Below are 19274 nucleotides of genomic sequence, written 5' to 3'. Positions count from 1 at the left end.
TAAATATTTTGCATTACAAGTGTTTAACAATCACTTAAAAATACACCAACAGCTAAACCACCTGTAGATGTTTCTTTGTATTTAGAGTTCATATCTTTTGCAGTTTCCCACATTGTATTAATTACTTTATCTATAGGTACTTTTACATTTGCAGGATCTGTGTCTAAGGCAAGTTCTGCAGCGTTAATTGCTTTTATGGCTCCCATAGAGTTACGTTCTATACAAGGTACCTGTACCAAACCACCTATAGGGTCACAAGTTAAGCCTAAGTGGTGTTCCATAGCTATTTCTGCAGCCATTAAAACTTGTTCTGGTGTACCGCCTAGTAATTCTGTTAGTGCACCAGCTGCCATTGCAGATGACACGCCAATTTCTGCTTGGCAACCACCCATAGCGGCAGATATTGTAGCTCCTTTTTTAAATAAACTACCAATTTCTCCGGCTACCAATAAAAACTTTTTTATGTGACTAAAATTTGCATTATGGTTTTCAATAACCATATAATACATTAAAACGGCAGGTATTACACCAGCACTACCATTAGTAGGTGCGGTAACTACTCTTCCTAAAGAGGCATTAACCTCGTTAACACTTAGTGCAAAACAACTAACCCATTTAAGTATTTGTCTAAACTTAACTTCAGTTTTACGTATAGTTTGCAACCATTCTTCAGGAGAGTTGTAACTAAGGTCTCCTTTTAGTTTTTCATGCATATCAAAAGCACGTCTACGAACATTTAAACCACCAGGTAAAGTACCTTGTGTGTGGCAGCCAATATGCATACACTCTAGCATAGTATCCCAAACAGCTTTTAAGTCGGTATCTACTTGTTCTGGTGTACGTAAAGACAGTTCGTTCTCTAAAACTATGTCAGAGATAGATTTATTACCCTCATTACAGTGTTCTAAAAGAGCAACTCCAGAATTTATAGGATGCGGAAAAGTTTTAAATACTTGTATATTTTCTTTGGCGTGTACTCTTTCTTCTTTAACAACAAAACCGCCACCAATAGAATAAAAAGTATCCTCGTAAATGGTACCGTTTTCTAAAGTGGCAGAAAACTTAATACCGTTTGCATGAAATGGCAAAGAAGTTTTTAAAAACACAATATGCTCTTTAGTATTATATGTAATGGCATATTTACCAAGTAATAATAATTGGTTATTTTTTTTTATGGTGTCTATAATAATACCAATATTTTGTACTTGCATAGTTACAGGATCTTCACCAGAGAGTCCTAACATAACTGCAAGGTCTGTGGCGTGCCCTTTACCAGTTAAAGATAATGAGCCATACAATTCTGTATGTATAGTTTTTACACTATTTATAGGGTGCTTCTCTTGTAATTCCTGCAAAAATCGCTCTGCAGCTCTCCAAGGTCCTAGAGTGTGTGAGCTAGATGGCCCCACACCAATTTTAAGCATATCAAAAACACTGATACATTCCATTTACGAAAACGTTTTATTACTGTGGACAAATATACATTTTGGAATCATATATTATACCTTTTTATAGTTTTTGTTTGTTTACAGTTATAATGTGGTCTTTGGTTAAATATACTTAGAATTTTAAAAAAATAGAAGTGGCACTGCCACCTTGTCATATTTTGTTTGCTTGGCATATTGTTTGTCTATCTAAAAGCAAAATATAAATATAAACGCTAATTTATTTAAGTAATATAATATGAGTAAAATTATTGGTATAGATTTAGGTACAACCAATTCTTGTGTTTCTGTAATGGAAGGGAATGAAGCGGTTGTTATTCCAAATGCAGAAGGGAAAAGAACAACACCATCTGTAATTGCATTTGTAGAAGGTGGAGAAATTAAGGTTGGTGACCCTGCTAAAAGACAAGCGGTTACAAATCCTAATAAAACCATATATTCTATAAAACGTTTTATGGGGAACAAATACTCTGAGTCTAGCAAAGAAGCAGATAGAGTACCTTATAAAGTGGTAAAAGGAGATAACGATACGCCTAGAGTTGATATAGACGGACGTTTATACTCTCCACAAGAGTTGTCTGCAATGATTCTTCAAAAAATGAAGAAAACTGCAGAAGATTATTTAGGACAAGATGTTTCTAGAGCTGTAATTACAGTTCCTGCATATTTTAATGATGCGCAAAGACAAGCTACTAAAGAAGCTGGTGAAATTGCTGGTTTAACAGTAGAGCGTATCATTAACGAGCCAACTGCTGCTTCTTTAGCATACGGTATGGACAAAAAAGATACTGACCAAAAAATAGTAGTTTTTGATTTTGGTGGTGGTACACATGATGTATCTATATTAGAATTAGGAGATGGTGTTTTTGAAGTATTATCTACAGACGGAGATACACACTTAGGTGGTGATGATGTTGATCAAAAAATTATAGATTGGTTAGCTGATGAATTCAAGAGTGAAGAAAGCATAGATTTACGTCAAGATGCAATGGCTTTACAACGTTTACGTGAAGCTGCTGAAAAAGCTAAAATTGAATTGTCTTCTTCTGCACAAACAGAAATTAACTTACCATACGTAACTGCTACAGCTTCTGGGCCAAAGCACTTAGTACGTACATTAACTTTAGCTAAATTTAATCAGTTAATTGATGATTTAGTAAAAAGAACAATAGCACCTTGTGAGTCTGCTTTAAAATCTGCAGGTTTATCTAAGAGTGATATTGATGAGATAATTTTAGTTGGTGGTTCTACACGTATCCCAGCAGTACAAGAAGCAGTAGAAAAATTCTTTGGTAAAAAACCATCCAAAGGTGTTAACCCAGATGAGGTTGTTGCAGTAGGTGCAGCTATACAAGGTGGTGTTTTAACTGGTGATGTTAAAGATGTATTATTATTAGATGTCACACCATTATCTTTAGGTATTGAAACTATGGGTAGTGTAATGACTAAGTTAATTGAGGCTAACACTACAATACCAACTAAAAAATCGCAGGTATTCTCTACAGCAGCAGATAATCAGCCATCTGTAGAAATACACGTTTTACAAGGAGAGCGTCCAATGGCTAATGACAACAAAACAATTGGTCGTTTTCATTTAGATGGTATTCCACCAGCACAAAGAGGTGTTCCGCAAATTGAGGTAACTTTTGATATTGATGCAAACGGTATTATAAAAGTATCTGCAACAGATAAAGCTACAGGTAAATCTCAAGACATTAGAATTGAAGCTTCTTCTGGTTTAACTGAAGAAGAAATCAAAAAAATGAAAGCTGAAGCTGAAGCTAATGCAGAAGCAGATAAAAAAGCTAAAGAAACTGCAGATAAGTTAAATGAAGCAGATGGAATGATTTTTCAAACAGAAAAGCAATTAAAAGAGTTTGGAGATAAAATATCTGATGCTAATAAAAAACCAGTAGAAGAAGCTTTAGAAGAGTTAAAGAAAGCTTATGAAACAAAAGACTTAGCAGTTATTGCTCCTGCTTTAGATAAAATTAATGAAGCTTGGAAAGGTGCTTCTGAGGAAATGTACAAAGCTCAAGCAGAAGCTCAGGGTGGTGCAGCTCCAGGACCAGATGCAGCTGCAGGTGCAGAAGCAAAAGAAGGAGATGACGTAGAAGATGTTGATTTTGAAGAAGTAAAATAACATTTTTTATAACTATATTAAAACCCACTAAATTAATTTTTAGTGGGTTTTTTAGTACATATAACTACAATTTTTACGTTGCATTTTATTTTTTATGAGTAATAAATAACCTAATTTTGGAGTATGACTTTAACCATGCGAAACCTATACTTACTAACTATTCTTATGCTGCCATTTTTAACAATGGCACAAGAACTGCGTATTTTTACTAAAGCAGATTTTAACTTAATTGGTAATGTTAAAAAAAATACTGTAATTACAAATTACGGTAAAGAAGAGTTTTACTTTAATAAAGATGGGAAATTAACAAAATCTATAACTCGCTATACAGATAAAGATTATAGTATAACTTACTACAAATACAAAAACAATCAAATATTAGAAAAACGATTAGAAAACTACAGAGATGGTGCCTTTGATAAAAGTACATCTATAGCGCATATTTTTTCTATTGATACTACAGGTAATAAACATATAACAGAAAAAATACTTACATACAGTAAAAAGTTTTTAGACCAATATGAGTATGAGTTTGATGAGCAGGGTAAATTAAAGGTTATTAAGCGTATTAATAATGAAGAGGTAGATGAAACAACTATAACTTATAAAACTACTGATACAGAAAAAGAACAAACATTTTACTTAAACGGAAAAATACAAAAGTCCATACGCGAGTCTTACAAAACAAATGCAAAAAAAGAGAAATTAAAAATAACTTTAACGAAACAGTTTTTAGATGGCAAACCTTTAAAGGCAGAAGAAGTAGTTACTAAAGAAGATGGAACAATAGTTTATAAAGATTATTTTGTTGCAGACGCTACAGGAAATAAGTTTATGTTAGATAAAAAGGAAATATATACTTATAAAAATGATATCAAAGTTGTAGATAAAATAACCGTTAAAAAAGAAAAAACTACTTATGATATAACCTATATGCATCAATTTGATGGGGATAAAGGAAATTGGATAAAACAAGTTATATCACCAGATAACACCTATACTACACGTAAAATAGAATATTACCCAGAGGAAGAAATACCTGCTGAAGAGAAAACTGTTAAGCAATAATTTTTATGTATTAAAAAACTGTTGCTTTATTATTGCCCATTCTTCTTTTAATATACCGTAGCAGCAGGAGTTTCTTTTAATGTTATTTTTAGTAATAACATTTTGTCTTAATATACCTTCTAAGGATGCTCCAAGTTTTTCTACGGCTTTTCTAGATTTAATGTTTCTTTCATCTATACGAAATTCAACTTTGTTAAAATTTAAATTTTCAAAAGCATAGGTAAGCATAAGGTATTTCATTTTGTGGTTTAATCCGGTACCTTGAGTATTAGGAGAAATCCACGTCCAACCTATATGTAAAACTTTATTTTTATCATCTATATTACCAAATCGGGTAGAACCTACGTAAGCAGATGTTCTCATATCAAATACAGCAAAAGGAATACTGTTTTTGTCTTCTATTGCTGTATGTATATAATTAGTTAGTTTTTTTAGTGTAGATATGTCATTAGAACCATATTTGTATACATCAATTTGTTGTGCAATTGGCCATAACAGATCTATATGTTTTTCTTTTAAAGGAATTAGTTGTACAACGTTATCCTTTAAATTGTCTACATTGTGTATCATTCTACTAAAGAGTTTATTATTTCCTTTTTAACCTCATGTGCACCTTTAAAGGTTATAAAATTGGTGTTTGGGTCTATAATGTTTTTAATTCTTATTTTTTCTGCTTTCTTTCGGTCTTCATCAAAAAAGGCATCTTCATCACCAACTATATAAGTTGTTTTGGTTTTATTGTTGTTTAAATATGTAAAGTCTGTTTTAGAGAGTTCATTAGGCACAGTGCCAGCATATAAAACAATGTGGCTGCATTCAATTTTTTCTTGAGCTAGCCATCTTGTTACCACAGATACCCCTTGGGAATATCCTAAAACAATAAAATTGCAATGTTCAGGAATATTTTCTGCAAGGTATACTTTGTTTAAATAGGCAATAACGTTTTTAGTTTCTGTAACTGTATTTTCTCTAGTAAGCCAACTAGCTCCAATATGAGTATACTTATTATTTAAATAGTATTTTGAAGGAGCTTGTGGAGCAATTATATAATTTTCTTTACTACTAAGTTCGTTAAAATAGCGTAAAAAATATCTGCTTAAATAGCCTATGCCGTGGCATACAAGCCAAATGTTTTTAGTGTCTTTGGTTAGGGAGTTAAGTGTAGCATAAGAGTTGGTGGTTGTGTATGTTACTTCTTTTTCTGTAGGCTGCATAAAACAGTAGTTTCAAATGTGTAAAAAAATCAAAATTTAAAGTTATAGCTTTTGTTGTATTTGGATTGATTATTTTTACAAAAAAATATGAGATGAACGAATTTCAAGAAAAAATACTACGTATTTGTAATGAAAACTCTAAAAATACGCTAATGGAAACATTAGATATAGAGTATGTAGAAGTAGGAGAGAATTTTTTAGTTGCAAAAATGTCAGTAACACCAAAGGTATACCAACCAGACGGAATTTTACACGGAGGAGCAACAGCAGCATTAGCAGAGAGTGTTGGTAGTGCAGCGTCTTATATTTTTTTAGACGGACAAGAATATTTTGTACGCGGATTAGAAATTACCGCAAACCACGTTAAGAGTGTTAAAGATGGTAATGTGTATGCTAAAGCCAGCATTATGCATAAAGGAAGAACTACGCAGCTTTGGCAAATTAGAATTACTAATGATGCTGGAGAGTTGGTGTCTTTATGTAAACTAACAACTATTTCTTTACCAAGAAAAAAGTAATTTAATGAATCAATTTTTTGATCAACTACAAGAGCAACTTAATGCACAAAAACCTTTTGTAGTGTACAGAAAACCTAATGAAGATGTAGTTACTGCTGTGTTGCAAGAAGATGCTGTTTTACACTATGTAAAAGATTATCAGGAGTCTGGCTTTGTATTTGCTCCTTTTGATAGTAATTCTGCATCAATTTTAATTCCAAATAAAACTATAATAATAACAAATTATAGTGCAGAAGAACAAACAAAATCTACTGCAGATGCTAGTACTGTTAATACATCAATCCAAACAGAAAAAGAGGCACATATAGCACTTGTAAAAAATGGTGTTAGTGCTATTTCTAAAGGGCTGTTAACAAAGGTTGTTTTATCACGTAGTATAGAAAAAATAACCCAAAAGGAACCTTTAGCATTATTTAAGGAGTTGTTGGCTACTTACAAAACCGCTTTTTGTTATTTGTGGTACCACCCTAAAGTAGGGATGTGGTTGGGGGCTACACCAGAAGTATTGCTAAAAACTACAAACCAACGTATAGAGACTTCTTCATTGGCAGGTACACAAGTTTACAAAGAAGGCGAGGAGCCTGTTTGGGGAGAAAAAGAGTATAATGAGCAAGATGTAGTTACGCAGTTTATTAAAAATGAGCTAGCAGATAAGGTTGTTAATTTAAAGGCAGGTAGTGTAGCATCTGTAAGAGCAGGTAAACTTTGGCACTTGCGCACAAAAATAACGGGAGTAATGCATAACAATTTAAAAGAGATTTTAACAGCACTACACCCAACACCAGCTACTTGTGGATTTCCAAAACTTGCTGCAAAGGAGTTTATACTAACACATGAAAATTACAACAGAAGTTTTTATACTGGCTTTTTGGGAGAACTAAATTTTAGTAAAGAGCAGTTTAGGGCTAAAACTAAAAGAAATATAGAAAATAGAGCTTATACAGCCATAACAAAAGTTAGTAACTTATATGTTAATCTACGCTGCGCAGAGTTAACCCAAGATGTAGTAAAAGTATATGTGGGTGGCGGTATAACCATTGGGTCTAACCCAGAAAAAGAATGGGAAGAAACTGTAGCCAAAAGTGGTACTATGTTGCGTATTATTTTAAAATAATTGGGTAAACAACGGTTTACGCAGTACTTTTGCACTAGTTATTTACTAATAAATATTCTTATAATTTGAGATACTCTAGCATACCTACTGCCCAATCTGTAATATTACACTGTAAGGCAAAAGGGGTAAAAGATATAGTAATATCACCAGGTTCTAGAAACGCACCATTAACCATTGGTTTTACAGAAGACCCATATTTTAAATGTTATAGCGTAGTTGATGAGCGTTGTGCTGCATTTTTTGCATTAGGTATTGCACAAAATACAGGTAAAATAGTTGCCGTTGTATGTACATCTGGTAGTGCTATGTTAAACTACTACCCAGCAGTTGCAGAGGCTTTTTATAGTGATATTCCTTTATTGGTTATTTCTGCAGACAGGCCAAGTTACAGAATAGATATTGGAGACGGACAAACTATTAGACAAGAAAACGTTTTTAAAAACCATATAGGCTACCAAGCTAATTTAAAACAAGATGTTTCTCATGCAACAACTACTATACAAAAATTTGGAGAACAACTTTTGTCTGCAAAAAAAACAGTAGAAGAGCAGCAAAAAGACATTAATACATTTAATAGCGCAGAGCTACAAAATGCAATAGACTATGCTGTAAATGAGTATGCGCCAGTACATATTAATGTACCTTTAGAAGAGCCGTTGTACAATACAGAAGAGTATAGTTGTGTATACCCAACGGTTAAAGAAGAGGAGGAGACTATACCAGAAAGTTGCTCTAAATTAGATGATTTTGCTTCTATTTGGAATACGTCTACCAGAAAAATGATTTTAGTAGGAGTTAATAAGCCTAATGTTGTAGAACAGCAATTTTTAGATGAGGTTGCAGAAGATGAATCTGTTATTGTTTTTACAGAGACAACATCTAACATACATCACTCTACTTTTTTTAATAGTATAGATAGCATTTTAGCACCTATTGAAAAATCTGAAAACAAAGAAGAATTATTTACAGCCTTAAAACCAGATATTTTACTAACCTTTGGAGGTTTAATAGTATCAAAAAAAATAAAACATTTTTTACGTACGTACAAGCCAAAACACCACTGGCATATAGATGGTAAAAAAGCATACAATACATTTTATAGCTTATCTCATCATTTTAAAGTAGATACAAATACTTTTTTTAATGCTTTTTTAGATAAAACAAAATTTGTAGATAGTACATACTACGCTAAATGGTCTAAGGTTAAATTAAATTATGAAGAAAAAAGAGAAGCATATTTAAAAACTATTCCGTTTTCAGATATGTTGGCTTTTTCTCAAATACTACCAAGTATCCCAGATGGTTACCAAGTACACTTGTCTAACAGTTCTACGGTAAGGTATGCACAGTTATTTCCCTTAAAAAATACTTTAAAAGTGTATTGTAATCGCGGAACCAGTGGTATAGATGGTAGTACTTCTACAGCAGTGGGTGCATCAATATATAATAAAAAGCCAACCCTTTTAGTTACAGGAGATTTAAGTTTTTTATATGATAGTAATGCACTTTGGAACAACTATGTAAAACCAAATTTTAGGATAATAGTAATAAATAACAGTGGAGGTGGTATTTTTAGAATTTTACCAGGACAAGAAGAAACCGAAAAGTATAAAACCTATTTTGAAACGGCACACAATTTAGAAATAGAAAACTTGTGTAATATGTATAATGTTGATTATAAGTTGGCTAATGATGAAAATACATTAAACCAACATTTAGAAGATTTTTATAAAGAATCTGACAAGGCAATTTTATTGGAGGTAAAAACCCCTAGAATTATAAACAATAAAATTTTGCTTAGTTATTTTGATTTTATATCTTAGAAGCATTATTAACATTAACTATACAAAAGAATATTAAAATTATGAGCCAAAGAGATGATTTAATTGCAAAGTACGCTGCCGATTTAAAAGATAAATTTGGAGAAACGGCAGATATGGATTTATTAACAAAGGTTACTATTGGATTAGGTCCTTCTATTTATAATAAAGACTCTTCTAAAGTATCTGGTTCTGATGAGAAAGAATTAGAAACAGTTAAGAAAAACTTCTTAATGAAAAAATTAGGAATGAGTGATGACCCAAAATTAATGGAGGGTATTAAAACTGTTATGGACAAATACGGATCATCTAACAAAAATAAGCATAGAGCTGTAGTTTATTATAAATTAGCTCAGCACTTTAAAAAGGAGTCTGTTTACGATAAATAGAATTTTAAAGAATTATGTAAAAGAGGCTACCTTAAACAAGGTAGCCTCTTTTTTTTACTGTACTTTTGCAAGCATACAATAGTTAAAATGGAATTAGGAAAATATAACACTTTAGAAATATTAAGAGACACCAGTGTTGGGTTGTTTTTAGGAGATACAGATGGTAATGATGTTTTATTGCCAAATAAGTATGTGCCAGAGAATTTTGAAATAGGTGATATGCTTACTGTATTTTGCTATTTAGATTATGATGAAAGACCTATTGCTACAACCTTAAAGCCCTATATTATACGTAACGATTTTCATTTGTTACGTGTAGCTGAGGTTAATAATTTTGGTGCGTTTATGGAATGGGGTTTAGAAAAACATTTGTTAGTGCCTTTTAGAGAACAACGTACAAAAATGGTAGACGGCCAATGGTATATTGTTTATTGTTATTTAGATGAACAAACAGATAGGTTGGTAGCATCTAACAAATTAGATAAGTTTTTATCTAATGAAGAGTTAACCGTAGATAATAATGATGAGGTTAATATTTTGTTTACTCGAAAAACAGACCTTGGTTGGGAGGTAATAATTAACAACTTACATAAAGGATTAGTTTACGCTAATGAGGTTTTTAAAGATATTGCCATTGGAGATAAACAAATAGGGTATATAAAAAATATTAGACCAGATAATAAAATTGATGTTTCATTACAGCCATTAGGTCATTTAATTTTAGAACCAGTAGCTAATGCTATTTACGAAAAATTAAAAGAAAATGGAGGCTTTTTAGGTTTACATGATAAATCTGATCCAGAAGATATTAAAAGAGAGTTAGAGCTAAGTAAAAAAGCATTTAAAAAAGGAATAGGAACATTATACAGAGAACGAAAAATAGAAATTAAGTCAGACGGAATATATTTGAGTTAAATAATTAGCGTTATTTTGTAAAATAAAACCTACAGCGCTATTTTTGTTATATAAATTAAGTTATTCATTATTTTATTTTAGTGTAAAAAACGTTAAATTGCATATACCATAACTATAAGCAAACATTAACCAACCTGTAAATTAAGAATATGCCATTTATAGAAGAAGTAGATTTATTAGAACTACACAAGGATATAGATAAGGCTCAATTAATGAACGAGCGTTTATTAGATCAAATAAAATATAAAAACAAAGAGTTAAAACGAAAAAAAAGGCAGCGTAATGTGCTGGGTGTAATAGCAGCTGTTTTTTTCTTAGGAACATTAGTTTTTACCTCTTTTTCTGCCGGCTTATCTACAAGGGCAAGAGCTTTTAACTCTGCAGAAAATAATAATATACTAGTATCTATAGACAGTTTAGACGTAATTAAATCACGTATTAATAACTTAAAAGAGCAAAACGAAGAACTTAATTTTGTAAACGACTTTTACTTAGCACGTAACATTTTAGAGAAAAAAGTAATATACTCTGTACAAGTTAAAACGTTTGTAGATAATAATGTAACCTTAGTATCTAACTCATTAGCAAACACGTTATTTGTAAAAAATAACCCTTTTTATACATATTCTATTGGAAATTTTGAGACTATTGAAGAAGCTAGAACTTTTAGGTTACAGCTTGTAAAAATGGGTTTTGAAGATGCCTTTGTTGCTTCATATAAAAATGGCAAAAGATTAAAAATAGAGAATCCTAATTAAAATGAAATTAAAAGCTTGGGTAAATGCAGCCAGGTTAAGAACCTTACCTTTATCTATATCCGGAATTATTGTAGGCTATGCTTTGGCTAGTTTATATGGTTTTAACAACAGTACAATTTTTATACTAGCACTTTTAACTACAGTAGCACTGCAAGTAACTTCTAACTTTGCTAATGATTATGGAGATGGTGTAAAAGGTACAGATAATGATGACAGAATAGGTCCAAAACGTGCTTTGCAAAGTGGTATATTAACCCGTAAAGAACTTAAAAAAGGAATTATAGTAGCTATTGTATTATGCTTGCTACTAATAGCAGGTTTAATATTTACAGCATTTACAGCAGATAGTATTATATACATAACATTGTTTTTTATACTTGGTTTTTGTGCTGTTTGGGCATCAATAAAATACACTGTAGGTAAATCTGCTTACGGCTACAGAGGCTTAGGAGATGTTTTTGTATTTATCTTTTTTGGCTTAGTAAGTGTATTAGGCGCAATGTTTTTACTAACAAAAACACTTTTTACAATGGCTTTTTTACCAGCTATTACAATAGGTTTGTTAAGTGTAGCTGTCTTAAATCTTAATAATTTAAGAGATATTATATCTGATAAAAACTCAGGAAAAAACACTATAGTTGTTAAAATGGGTTTTTTAAACGGAAAAAAGTACCATTATTCAATACTTATAACTAGTTTTATAAGTGTATTAATTTTTACAATATATAATTATACTAACGTACTAAATTTTATGTGGTTGTTAGCTTATATTCCTATAGCTAAACACTTTATAAAAGTATTAAAAATGAAGGATTCTTTAACAATGGACCCAGAACTAAAAGTAGTGGCTTTAAGTAGTTTTTTATTCGCTATTTTGTTTTATTTTAGTTTTAATAATTTTTTGTAAATTAGCATAGATTAAGTCCATAAAAAACCAACTGAATTGGAAAAACCCATTAAAATTTTAATTGTAGAAGATAACGTTATTATAGCAGATGATATGCAATCTATGCTAGAAGAAATTGGCTATGAAATAGTTGGTAATGTTATTGTTTACGAGCAAGCAGAAGAAGTATTAAGAACTACAGAAGTAGATTTGGTACTTATAGATATTATACTAGCGTCAGACAAAACAGGTATAGATTTAGGAAAGCATATTAGAGATAATTACAATATACCTTTTATTTTTGTTACATCTAACTCTGACAGAGCTACAGTAGAAAAAGCAAAAATTGTTAAGCCTAACGGTTATTTAGTTAAACCATTTGAGCAACAAGATTTATACACATCAATAGAAATTGCATTATCTAACTTTAACTACTTAGATAAACAAGGTTTAACAGAAGATGATGTAGAAAAACCAATGTCTAATTCGGTTTTAAAAGATTCTATTTTTGTTAAAAAACAACATTTATATTACAGAATAAACTTTACAGATATTCAGTTCATAAAGGCAGATAATGTTTACCTAGAGGTTAATACAGTAGATAAAAAGTTCTTGGTTAGATCTCCTTTAAAAGATTATTTAGAAAAATTACCTAAAGATAAGTTTTATAGAGCTCATAAATCATACATTGTAAATGTAGATCATATTGGAGCGGTAAATTCTAAAGATGTTATGATTAATGATAAATTAATTCCAATATCTAAAGAGTTTAAAGAATTTATTATTTCTTCTATGAATTCATAAAATAATACAGCAACTACAAACGTGTAAAGCCTTACTATAATTTAGTAAGGCTTTTTTTTATATCACATTGCAAAAAATAATATTCTTTTGCTATTAATTAGAATCATTTTTTTGTAATATTTTAATTTACCAGTAATTAAACAGAGTAAATAAATTATTTATTTTAATATTAAACTTGCTAAGTATAATTAGAATGGTGCAATTCTTACATAACTATAGTTCTTTTATACATTTTAAGAGGTTTTACCTTATTATTTTTACTATTTTCAGCTTATAATTATTAAGAAAATCATAACTTGCCCTAGAGTTTAACAAAAACTTAAGAAAAAGGAGTGTTTTGGGGCACTACGCTCTTTTACTTATACCCAAGTAAGGCAAGAATTTTTTATAACAGACCCGTAATATGATTACAAAAATTGCTAAATTTTTAAGCAACAATAAAAATACACAGTACACTTTAAAAACAAACAACAGCATATTTTCTTTTAAAACATATATTGCTGTATTCTTTTTTTCGTTTGTTTTTATTAATCTGTCTAATGCGCAAGAAATACAATTACAGCAAACTGTTTTAGACAGTTTTGTTAAAATACCGTCTGCTAAAGATAAGTTTGCCTACTTTTATAAAACACCAAATAGATATAAAGAAAACTCTAGCTATGAGTGGTTAGAGCGTATAGACTCTATGTTAACTAAGGCCAGAAATGCTCAGGATGATGGCTCTGTAGAATACTATAGAATTTTGCAAGCACACATACATCAAGACTTGGTGCAGTATGATAAAAGTATTGCTATTACCAATGAGTTATATATAGATAAAACAAAGCTTAGTGACACCCTTAAAAGTGCATTGTTAGATATTATGGATGAGAATTATTCTCAGCTTAAACTATATGAAAAACAAATTGCAATACGTAAAGAAAAGAAAGAACTAGGTTTAGCAGACAATATTTCATTTTATGATATTTATGCAGACCAAGGCCTATACCAAAAAGCCAGAAGCGAATACATAAGAGAAAAAAGCAATGTTGTTAGTAGTGATGATTATTACGGACAAGCTGTTTATAATAATAAAATAGGAGATTTTTTAAGGTTAGATAAATCTTCACAAGTTGCCTTAGAAAAATATCAAGAAGCACGCAAATACATAAATACGTATTTAGATACTATTGCCAGACCAAAAACTGAAGATGAGTTGGTAAAAGGGGCTCTTTTAAAAGGTGTTATAGAGGGCAATATAGGTAAATGCTATATGCTTTTAAAAAGGTATGAAGAGGCTATACCATTGTTAGACTCTAGTTTGGTTAAAATTAGAGAATTTAACGTAGAAGTATATTCACAAGACGCAGTAGAAAACACCTTAGACTTAGCTAATTGCTATTTACAGACTAATAAATTATATAAGGTTTTAGAGCTTATTAATGATGACTTACGTGCAATAAAAGTATCTAACGTATTACGAAAAAATCAATTGTTGGCTGTTTATTATCAAAAAATGAACGATTATAAAAAAGCTAACTACTATTTAAATAACAATATAAAAATTAACGATTCTATTAGAGTTAATGAAACGCTTAAAAAGCATCAGCAAATTGCAACTGTTTTTGAAAAAGAATTAGAAAATTCTGAAGACAGATTAGATGAAAAGAAAATAGAATTAGAAAATGCAAAAATAGAGGCACAGGCTAGTGATGAGCGTATGAGTCTTATTTTAATATCGTTAATATTTACATTATTAGGCTTAGGTGGTTTGGTATTTGCTTACATCAAAAGTATAAAAAACCAACGCGTTATTGCTAAGCAAAATAATATTATAGAAAGTCAGTTAACAGAAAAAGATTCGCTTTTAAAAGAAATTCACCATAGAGTAAAAAACAACCTTCAAATGGTATCTAGTTTGTTAAGTCTACAAACTAAAAATACTAAAAGTAAAGCTGCAATTATGGCTTTAGAAGAAGGCAAAAGTAGAGTTAAAGCTATGGCTTTAATTCATCAAAAACTATATCAGAATGATGATTTATCTGTAATAGAAATGCAAGGCTACGTAGAGAGTTTGGTAAACAGTGTACAATCTGTATTTAAAAAAGGAGGTCACAATATAAACATTACCATAGATGCAGAAGGTGTAGAGTTAGATATTGATAGAGCAATTCCTTTTGGATTAATACTAAATGAGCTTGTTTCTAATTCTTTTAAATATGCTTTTCCAGATAATGATGAAAATGGTAAAATATACATTCATTTAAGAAATACAGAAACTGGTGGTTATTTTGAATATACAGATAACGGTGTTGGTTTACCAGAAGATACAGATGAGAGAACTAAATCTTCAATGGGAATTCGTTTAATGAACCGTTTGGTAAATCAATTACAATCTACACTTAATATAGATAAATCTGTAGAAGGAGTTCGTTTTTGGTTCAATTTTAAATAAATTTGAATTAAAATAACATACTATGAAAATTACATTCCTTGGTCACGCAACTTTGTTAATAGAGGTAGCAGGCAAAACTGTTTTGGTAGATCCATTTATTTCTGGTAATCCAAAGAATAATAATCAAGTAGATAAAGACTCTTTAAACCCAGATTACATTTTTGTTACCCACGCACATCAAGACCACGTTTTAGATGTAGAAGATATAGCTACAAGAACCAATGCAGTAATAGTTAGTAATTACGAGATTGCTACGTATTATGAAAATAAAGGACTAAAAGTACACCCAATGAATCATGGTGGTAGTTGGTCTTTTGATTTTGGAACTGTAAAATACGTTAATGCTATACACACATCTTCATTTGCAGATGGTACAGAGGGTGGTCTTCCTGGAGGATTTATTATCACATCAGCAAACAAAAGTGTTTACATAGCTGGCGACACAGCCTTAACTATGGATATGAAACTTATACCAATGTTTACTAAGTTAGACTTAGCCGTTTTACCAATAGGAGACAACTTTACTATGGGTGTAGATGATGCTATTATTGCATCAGACTTTATAGAATGTAATACTATATTAGGCTACCACTTTGATACTTTTGGTTTTATAGAGATTGATGAGGCCAAAGCTATAGAAAAGTTTAAAGCGTCAGGTAAACTATTGCATTTATTGCCAATAGGCAATTCTCTTACAGTATAATTTTTACTGTTATGAAAGCAATTTATAAAAAATACACGCTAGATTTTAAAAGACCTAGTGGTACTTCCCGTGGTGTACTTACCCAAAAAGAAACTTGGTTTATTATTTTAAAAAACAATAATAAAACAGGAATTGGTGAATGCGGAATTTTAAGAGGTTTAAGTATAGACGATGTTCCAAACTATGAAGAAAAGCTAAATTGGGTGTGTAACAACATTCATTTAGGCTTAGAGGTTCTTTTAAATGATTTAACAGAGTTTCCTAGCATACAATTTGGTTTAGAGCAAGCATTTTTATCATTAACAGCAGATAATCCTTTTATTTTATTTGAAAATAATTTTTCAACCAAAGAAGCTCCTATTCCAATAAACGGATTAATTTGGATGGGAGAGGAATCTTTTATGCACCAACAAATACAGCAAAAACTGCAAGATGGTTTTAGTTGTATTAAAATGAAAATTGGAGCAATAGATTTTGATAAAGAAGTTTCGCTTTTAAAATCGATTAGGAAAACATACAAAAAAGAAGAAATAGAGCTGCGTGTAGATGCTAACGGTGCTTTTAAAGAAGATGCTTTAGATAAGCTTAAAATTTTAGCAGAATTGGACTTACACTCTATAGAACAGCCAATTAAACAAGGTAATTACGCAAAAATGAAAAATTTGTGTGCAGTTACACCATTACCTATTGCTTTAGATGAAGAATTAATTGGTGTGTTTGGTGTAACAAAAAAGAAAGAACTGCTACAAACAATACAACCGCAATATATAATTTTAAAACCCAGTTTAGTTGGTGGTTTTAAAGGGTCACAAGAGTGGATTTCCGTAGCAGAAAAATATAATATTGGTTGGTGGGTTACAAGTGCATTAGAAAGTAATATAGGGTTAAATGCAATTGCACAATGGACCTATGGTTTGCAAAGTAAAATGCCGCAAGGTTTAGGCACTGGTAGTTTGTATACCAACAATTTTAATAGTCCTTTAGAGGTTAGTAATGGTGCTATTAGTTACCGTAAAACCTTAAATTGGCAACAAAATTTAATAGAAGATTTATGTATATAGAACAAGGGCTTAAAGCAAAAACAAGAGGTATGTGGAAGTATTTTGTACTTCCAACTGGGTTTATAATTTTAATGATATTTAATTATATCTCTGTAAAAACCTCTCCAATTCCTGTAGATGAGCTAATGAATAAGTTAATAGAACAATTTGGAAGAAATCCAGTGTTTGCTATTAACTTAATGCCTTTAGCATTTGGTTTGTTGGTGGTTTTAGGTTGGACAAAGCTTGTGCATGGGCAATCTGTAACATCTTTAACTACCGCAAGAAAGAAGATAGATTTTAAACGTATTGGATTTTCTTTTGCTTTTTGGGGATTATTAACCATATTTTTATTTGCTATTGGTTTTGTACTTTCTCCAGACGATTTTGTTTTTAATTTTAAGTTAGGGCCTTTTATAACTTTAGCTATTATTAGCATACTTTTAATTCCGTTACAAACTAGTTTTGAGGAGTACCTTTTTAGAGGACATATGATGCAAGGTCTTGGTATTTTATCAGGAAATAGGTTAGTGCCTTTAATTATTACATCTGTTTTGTTTGGTGTTATGCATATGGCAAACCCAGAGGTAGAAACACTTGGTTATGGTATAATGGTGTACTACATTGGTACGGGGTTCTTTTTAGGTATTATAACGCTAATGGATGACGGTTTAGAACTTGCTCTTGGTTTTCACGCTGCTAATAATTTAATAGGAGCACTACTTGTTACTGCAGATTGGACCGTTTTTCAGACAGATTCTATTTATGTAGATGTTAGTAAGCCAGAGTTGGGTTGGGATATTTTTGTGCCAGTTTTGGTAATATATCCAATACTAATATTCCTTTTTGCTAAAAAATACAAATGGGCAAACTGGAAAGAAAAGCTAACTGGTAAAGTTTTTAAAGAAGAAGAATTGACTGCAGAACAGCTTACAGATGAAGCATTTTAGTAGCATTAATCCTAAGTTTAAATTAAACGGCATTTCATATGCTAAGGATCAATTGTGTTCTTTAGCTGTAGAATTGGCAGAAAAAGAAAATTTTAAAAAAGAAATAGGCTCTTTTTTGCAAGATTGGCTTTCTAATTCGCCTACATTAATTGTTCATACTTCTGGCTCTACAGGCACACCTAAGCCAATAATACTACAAAAACAGCAGATGGTAAATTCTGCTTTAGCAACAGGTTCTTTCTTTAATTTAAAAGAAAGTGACACAGCTTTATTATGTTTACCCGCAAGTTATATTGCTGGTAAAATGATGCTTGTAAGAGCATTGGTTTTGGGTTTAGAAATAGATTTTGTAGACCCCAGTTCTAATCCTTTAAAAGAAATAAATAAAAAATATAAATTCTCTGCAATGGTTCCTATGCAGGTTTATAATTGTTTGCATAATTTACACTTTATAGATACGCTTATAATTGGTGGTGCATCTGTTTCATTAGATTTAAAAGAGAAATTAAAAAGCGTGTCTACACATTTGTTTGAAACTTATGGGATGACGGAAACCATTACCCATATTGCAGTAAAAGAAATTAAATCTGATTCTTTTAAAACCTTACCAAACGTTACAGTCTCTTTAGATAATCGTAATTGCTTAGTTATTAATGCGCCAAAAGTCTCAGATGTTATTATAACTACTAATGATGTTGTAAAACTTATAACGGAAAACGAATTTAAATGGTTGGGTAGGTTTGATAATATTATAAACTCTGGAGGAATAAAACTGAATCCAGAACAGATTGAAGCTAAATTATCTGACTATATTAATTCTGATTTTTTTATTACAAGCTTGCCAGACCCTGTTTTAGAAAACAAACTTGTTTTGCTAATAGAAGGGGAGCAAAAAAATGAAGATATTATTACTACGCTAAAAAAATCTACTGCATTTACCTCTTATGAAATACCAAAGGAGGTAAACTACATTACTAATTTTGTACGTACAGAATCAGGTAAAATTCAACGTACTAAAACTTTAGAATTACTTAAAAAGTAACTTCACTCACTCAAAAGTACACTTCCCTAAT

The 19274-nt window shown here is 30.9% G+C and carries 18 protein-coding genes; 15 read left to right on the top strand and 3 right to left on the bottom strand.

Annotated elements, in window-relative coordinates; genetic code table 11:
- Nucleotides 1–23: 23 nt before the first annotated feature.
- Entirely contained in the window at nt 24–1448 is a 1425-nt protein-coding gene (locus JM80_RS13480; protein ID WP_144710546.1) for an L-serine ammonia-lyase, read from the bottom strand.
- A gap of 235 nt (nt 1449–1683) precedes the next feature.
- On the opposite strand from JM80_RS13480, the gene dnaK reads away from it, so the two are divergent.
- Nucleotides 1684–3588 carry a molecular chaperone DnaK gene (gene dnaK / locus JM80_RS13475; RefSeq protein WP_013622240.1) on the top strand — a complete coding sequence of 635 codons (1905 nt, stop codon included), beginning with the start codon at nt 1684–1686 and terminating at the stop codon, nt 3586–3588.
- Nucleotides 3589–3753: 165 nt separating this feature from the next.
- Complete coding sequence (locus JM80_RS13470) at nt 3754–4656, top strand: hypothetical protein (protein ID WP_144710544.1); 903 nt, start codon at nt 3754–3756, stop codon at nt 4654–4656.
- A 3-nt stretch (nt 4657–4659) separates the two neighbouring features.
- On the opposite strand, the gene JM80_RS13465 is transcribed toward JM80_RS13470, so the two are convergent.
- Together JM80_RS13465 and JM80_RS13460 are read right to left on the bottom strand one after the other, a co-directional pair.
- Nucleotides 4660–5226, bottom strand: coding sequence for a GNAT family N-acetyltransferase (locus JM80_RS13465; protein ID WP_034644635.1), 567 nt, complete (start codon nt 5224–5226; stop codon nt 4660–4662).
- Nucleotides 5223–5870: an alpha/beta hydrolase gene (locus JM80_RS13460; RefSeq protein WP_034644634.1), complete on the bottom strand. Its 648-nt coding sequence runs from the start codon at nt 5868–5870 to the stop codon at nt 5223–5225. Before JM80_RS13460 ends, JM80_RS13465 begins: the two co-directional genes overlap by 4 nt.
- Before the next feature lie 92 nt (nt 5871–5962).
- Here JM80_RS13460 and JM80_RS13455 point away from each other — a divergent pair, with 92 nt between their 5' ends.
- The 13 genes from JM80_RS13455 to JM80_RS13395 all read left to right on the top strand — a co-directional run bounded on the left by JM80_RS13455 (nt 5963) and on the right by JM80_RS13395 (nt 19243).
- Complete coding sequence (locus tag JM80_RS13455; RefSeq protein WP_144710542.1) at nt 5963–6388, top strand: PaaI family thioesterase; 426 nt, start codon at nt 5963–5965, stop codon at nt 6386–6388.
- 4 nt (nt 6389–6392) lie between these two features.
- Nucleotides 6393–7502 carry a chorismate-binding protein gene (locus JM80_RS13450; RefSeq protein WP_144710541.1) on the top strand — a complete coding sequence of 370 codons (1110 nt, stop codon included), beginning with the start codon at nt 6393–6395 and terminating at the stop codon, nt 7500–7502.
- A gap of 65 nt (nt 7503–7567) precedes the next feature.
- Complete coding sequence (gene menD, locus JM80_RS13445) at nt 7568–9325, top strand: 2-succinyl-5-enolpyruvyl-6-hydroxy-3-cyclohexene-1-carboxylic-acid synthase (protein WP_144710539.1); 1758 nt, start codon at nt 7568–7570, stop codon at nt 9323–9325.
- 41 nt (nt 9326–9366) lie between these two features.
- Complete coding sequence (locus tag JM80_RS13440; protein WP_013622247.1) at nt 9367–9711, top strand: DUF2853 family protein; 345 nt, start codon at nt 9367–9369, stop codon at nt 9709–9711.
- 87 nt (nt 9712–9798) lie between these two features.
- Complete coding sequence (locus tag JM80_RS13435) at nt 9799–10626, top strand: S1 RNA-binding domain-containing protein (RefSeq protein WP_013622248.1); 828 nt, start codon at nt 9799–9801, stop codon at nt 10624–10626.
- Nucleotides 10627–10775: 149 nt separating this feature from the next.
- The gene (locus JM80_RS13430) at nt 10776–11384 is read left to right on the top strand and encodes a sporulation protein (RefSeq protein ID WP_013622249.1); all 609 of its coding nucleotides are present in this window, start codon (nt 10776–10778) and stop codon (nt 11382–11384) included.
- 1 nt (nt 11385) lies between these two features.
- Nucleotides 11386–12291 carry a 1,4-dihydroxy-2-naphthoate octaprenyltransferase gene (gene menA, locus JM80_RS13425; RefSeq protein ID WP_089118829.1) on the top strand — a complete coding sequence of 302 codons (906 nt, stop codon included), beginning with the start codon at nt 11386–11388 and terminating at the stop codon, nt 12289–12291.
- 36 nt (nt 12292–12327) lie between these two features.
- Entirely contained in the window at nt 12328–13074 is a 747-nt protein-coding gene (locus tag JM80_RS13420; protein ID WP_013622251.1) for a LytTR family DNA-binding domain-containing protein, read from the top strand.
- A 403-nt stretch (nt 13075–13477) separates the two neighbouring features.
- Nucleotides 13478–15508 carry a sensor histidine kinase gene (locus JM80_RS13415; protein WP_144710537.1) on the top strand — a complete coding sequence of 677 codons (2031 nt, stop codon included), beginning with the start codon at nt 13478–13480 and terminating at the stop codon, nt 15506–15508.
- Nucleotides 15509–15530: 22 nt separating this feature from the next.
- The gene (locus JM80_RS13410) at nt 15531–16211 is read left to right on the top strand and encodes a metal-dependent hydrolase (protein ID WP_034644629.1); all 681 of its coding nucleotides are present in this window, start codon (nt 15531–15533) and stop codon (nt 16209–16211) included.
- 11 nt (nt 16212–16222) lie between these two features.
- Entirely contained in the window at nt 16223–17272 is a 1050-nt protein-coding gene (locus JM80_RS13405; RefSeq protein ID WP_144710535.1) for an o-succinylbenzoate synthase, read from the top strand.
- Nucleotides 17263–18201: a CPBP family intramembrane glutamic endopeptidase gene (locus JM80_RS13400; RefSeq protein ID WP_144710534.1), complete on the top strand. Its 939-nt coding sequence runs from the start codon at nt 17263–17265 to the stop codon at nt 18199–18201. Before JM80_RS13405 ends, JM80_RS13400 begins: the two co-directional genes overlap by 10 nt.
- On the top strand, nt 18188–19243 hold the full coding sequence (locus tag JM80_RS13395; RefSeq protein WP_144710532.1) for an AMP-binding protein: 1056 nt from the start codon (nt 18188–18190) through the stop codon (nt 19241–19243). Before JM80_RS13400 ends, JM80_RS13395 begins: the two co-directional genes overlap by 14 nt.
- Nucleotides 19244–19274: the final 31 nt, after the last annotated feature.

The sequence above is a fragment of the Cellulophaga sp. RHA_52 genome (genome assembly GCF_007827205.1).
Lineage (GTDB): Bacteria > Bacteroidota > Bacteroidia > Flavobacteriales > Flavobacteriaceae > Cellulophaga > Cellulophaga lytica.
Note: the sequence above shows the minus strand (reverse complement) of the source record. Positions and strands in the feature narration are given on the sequence as shown.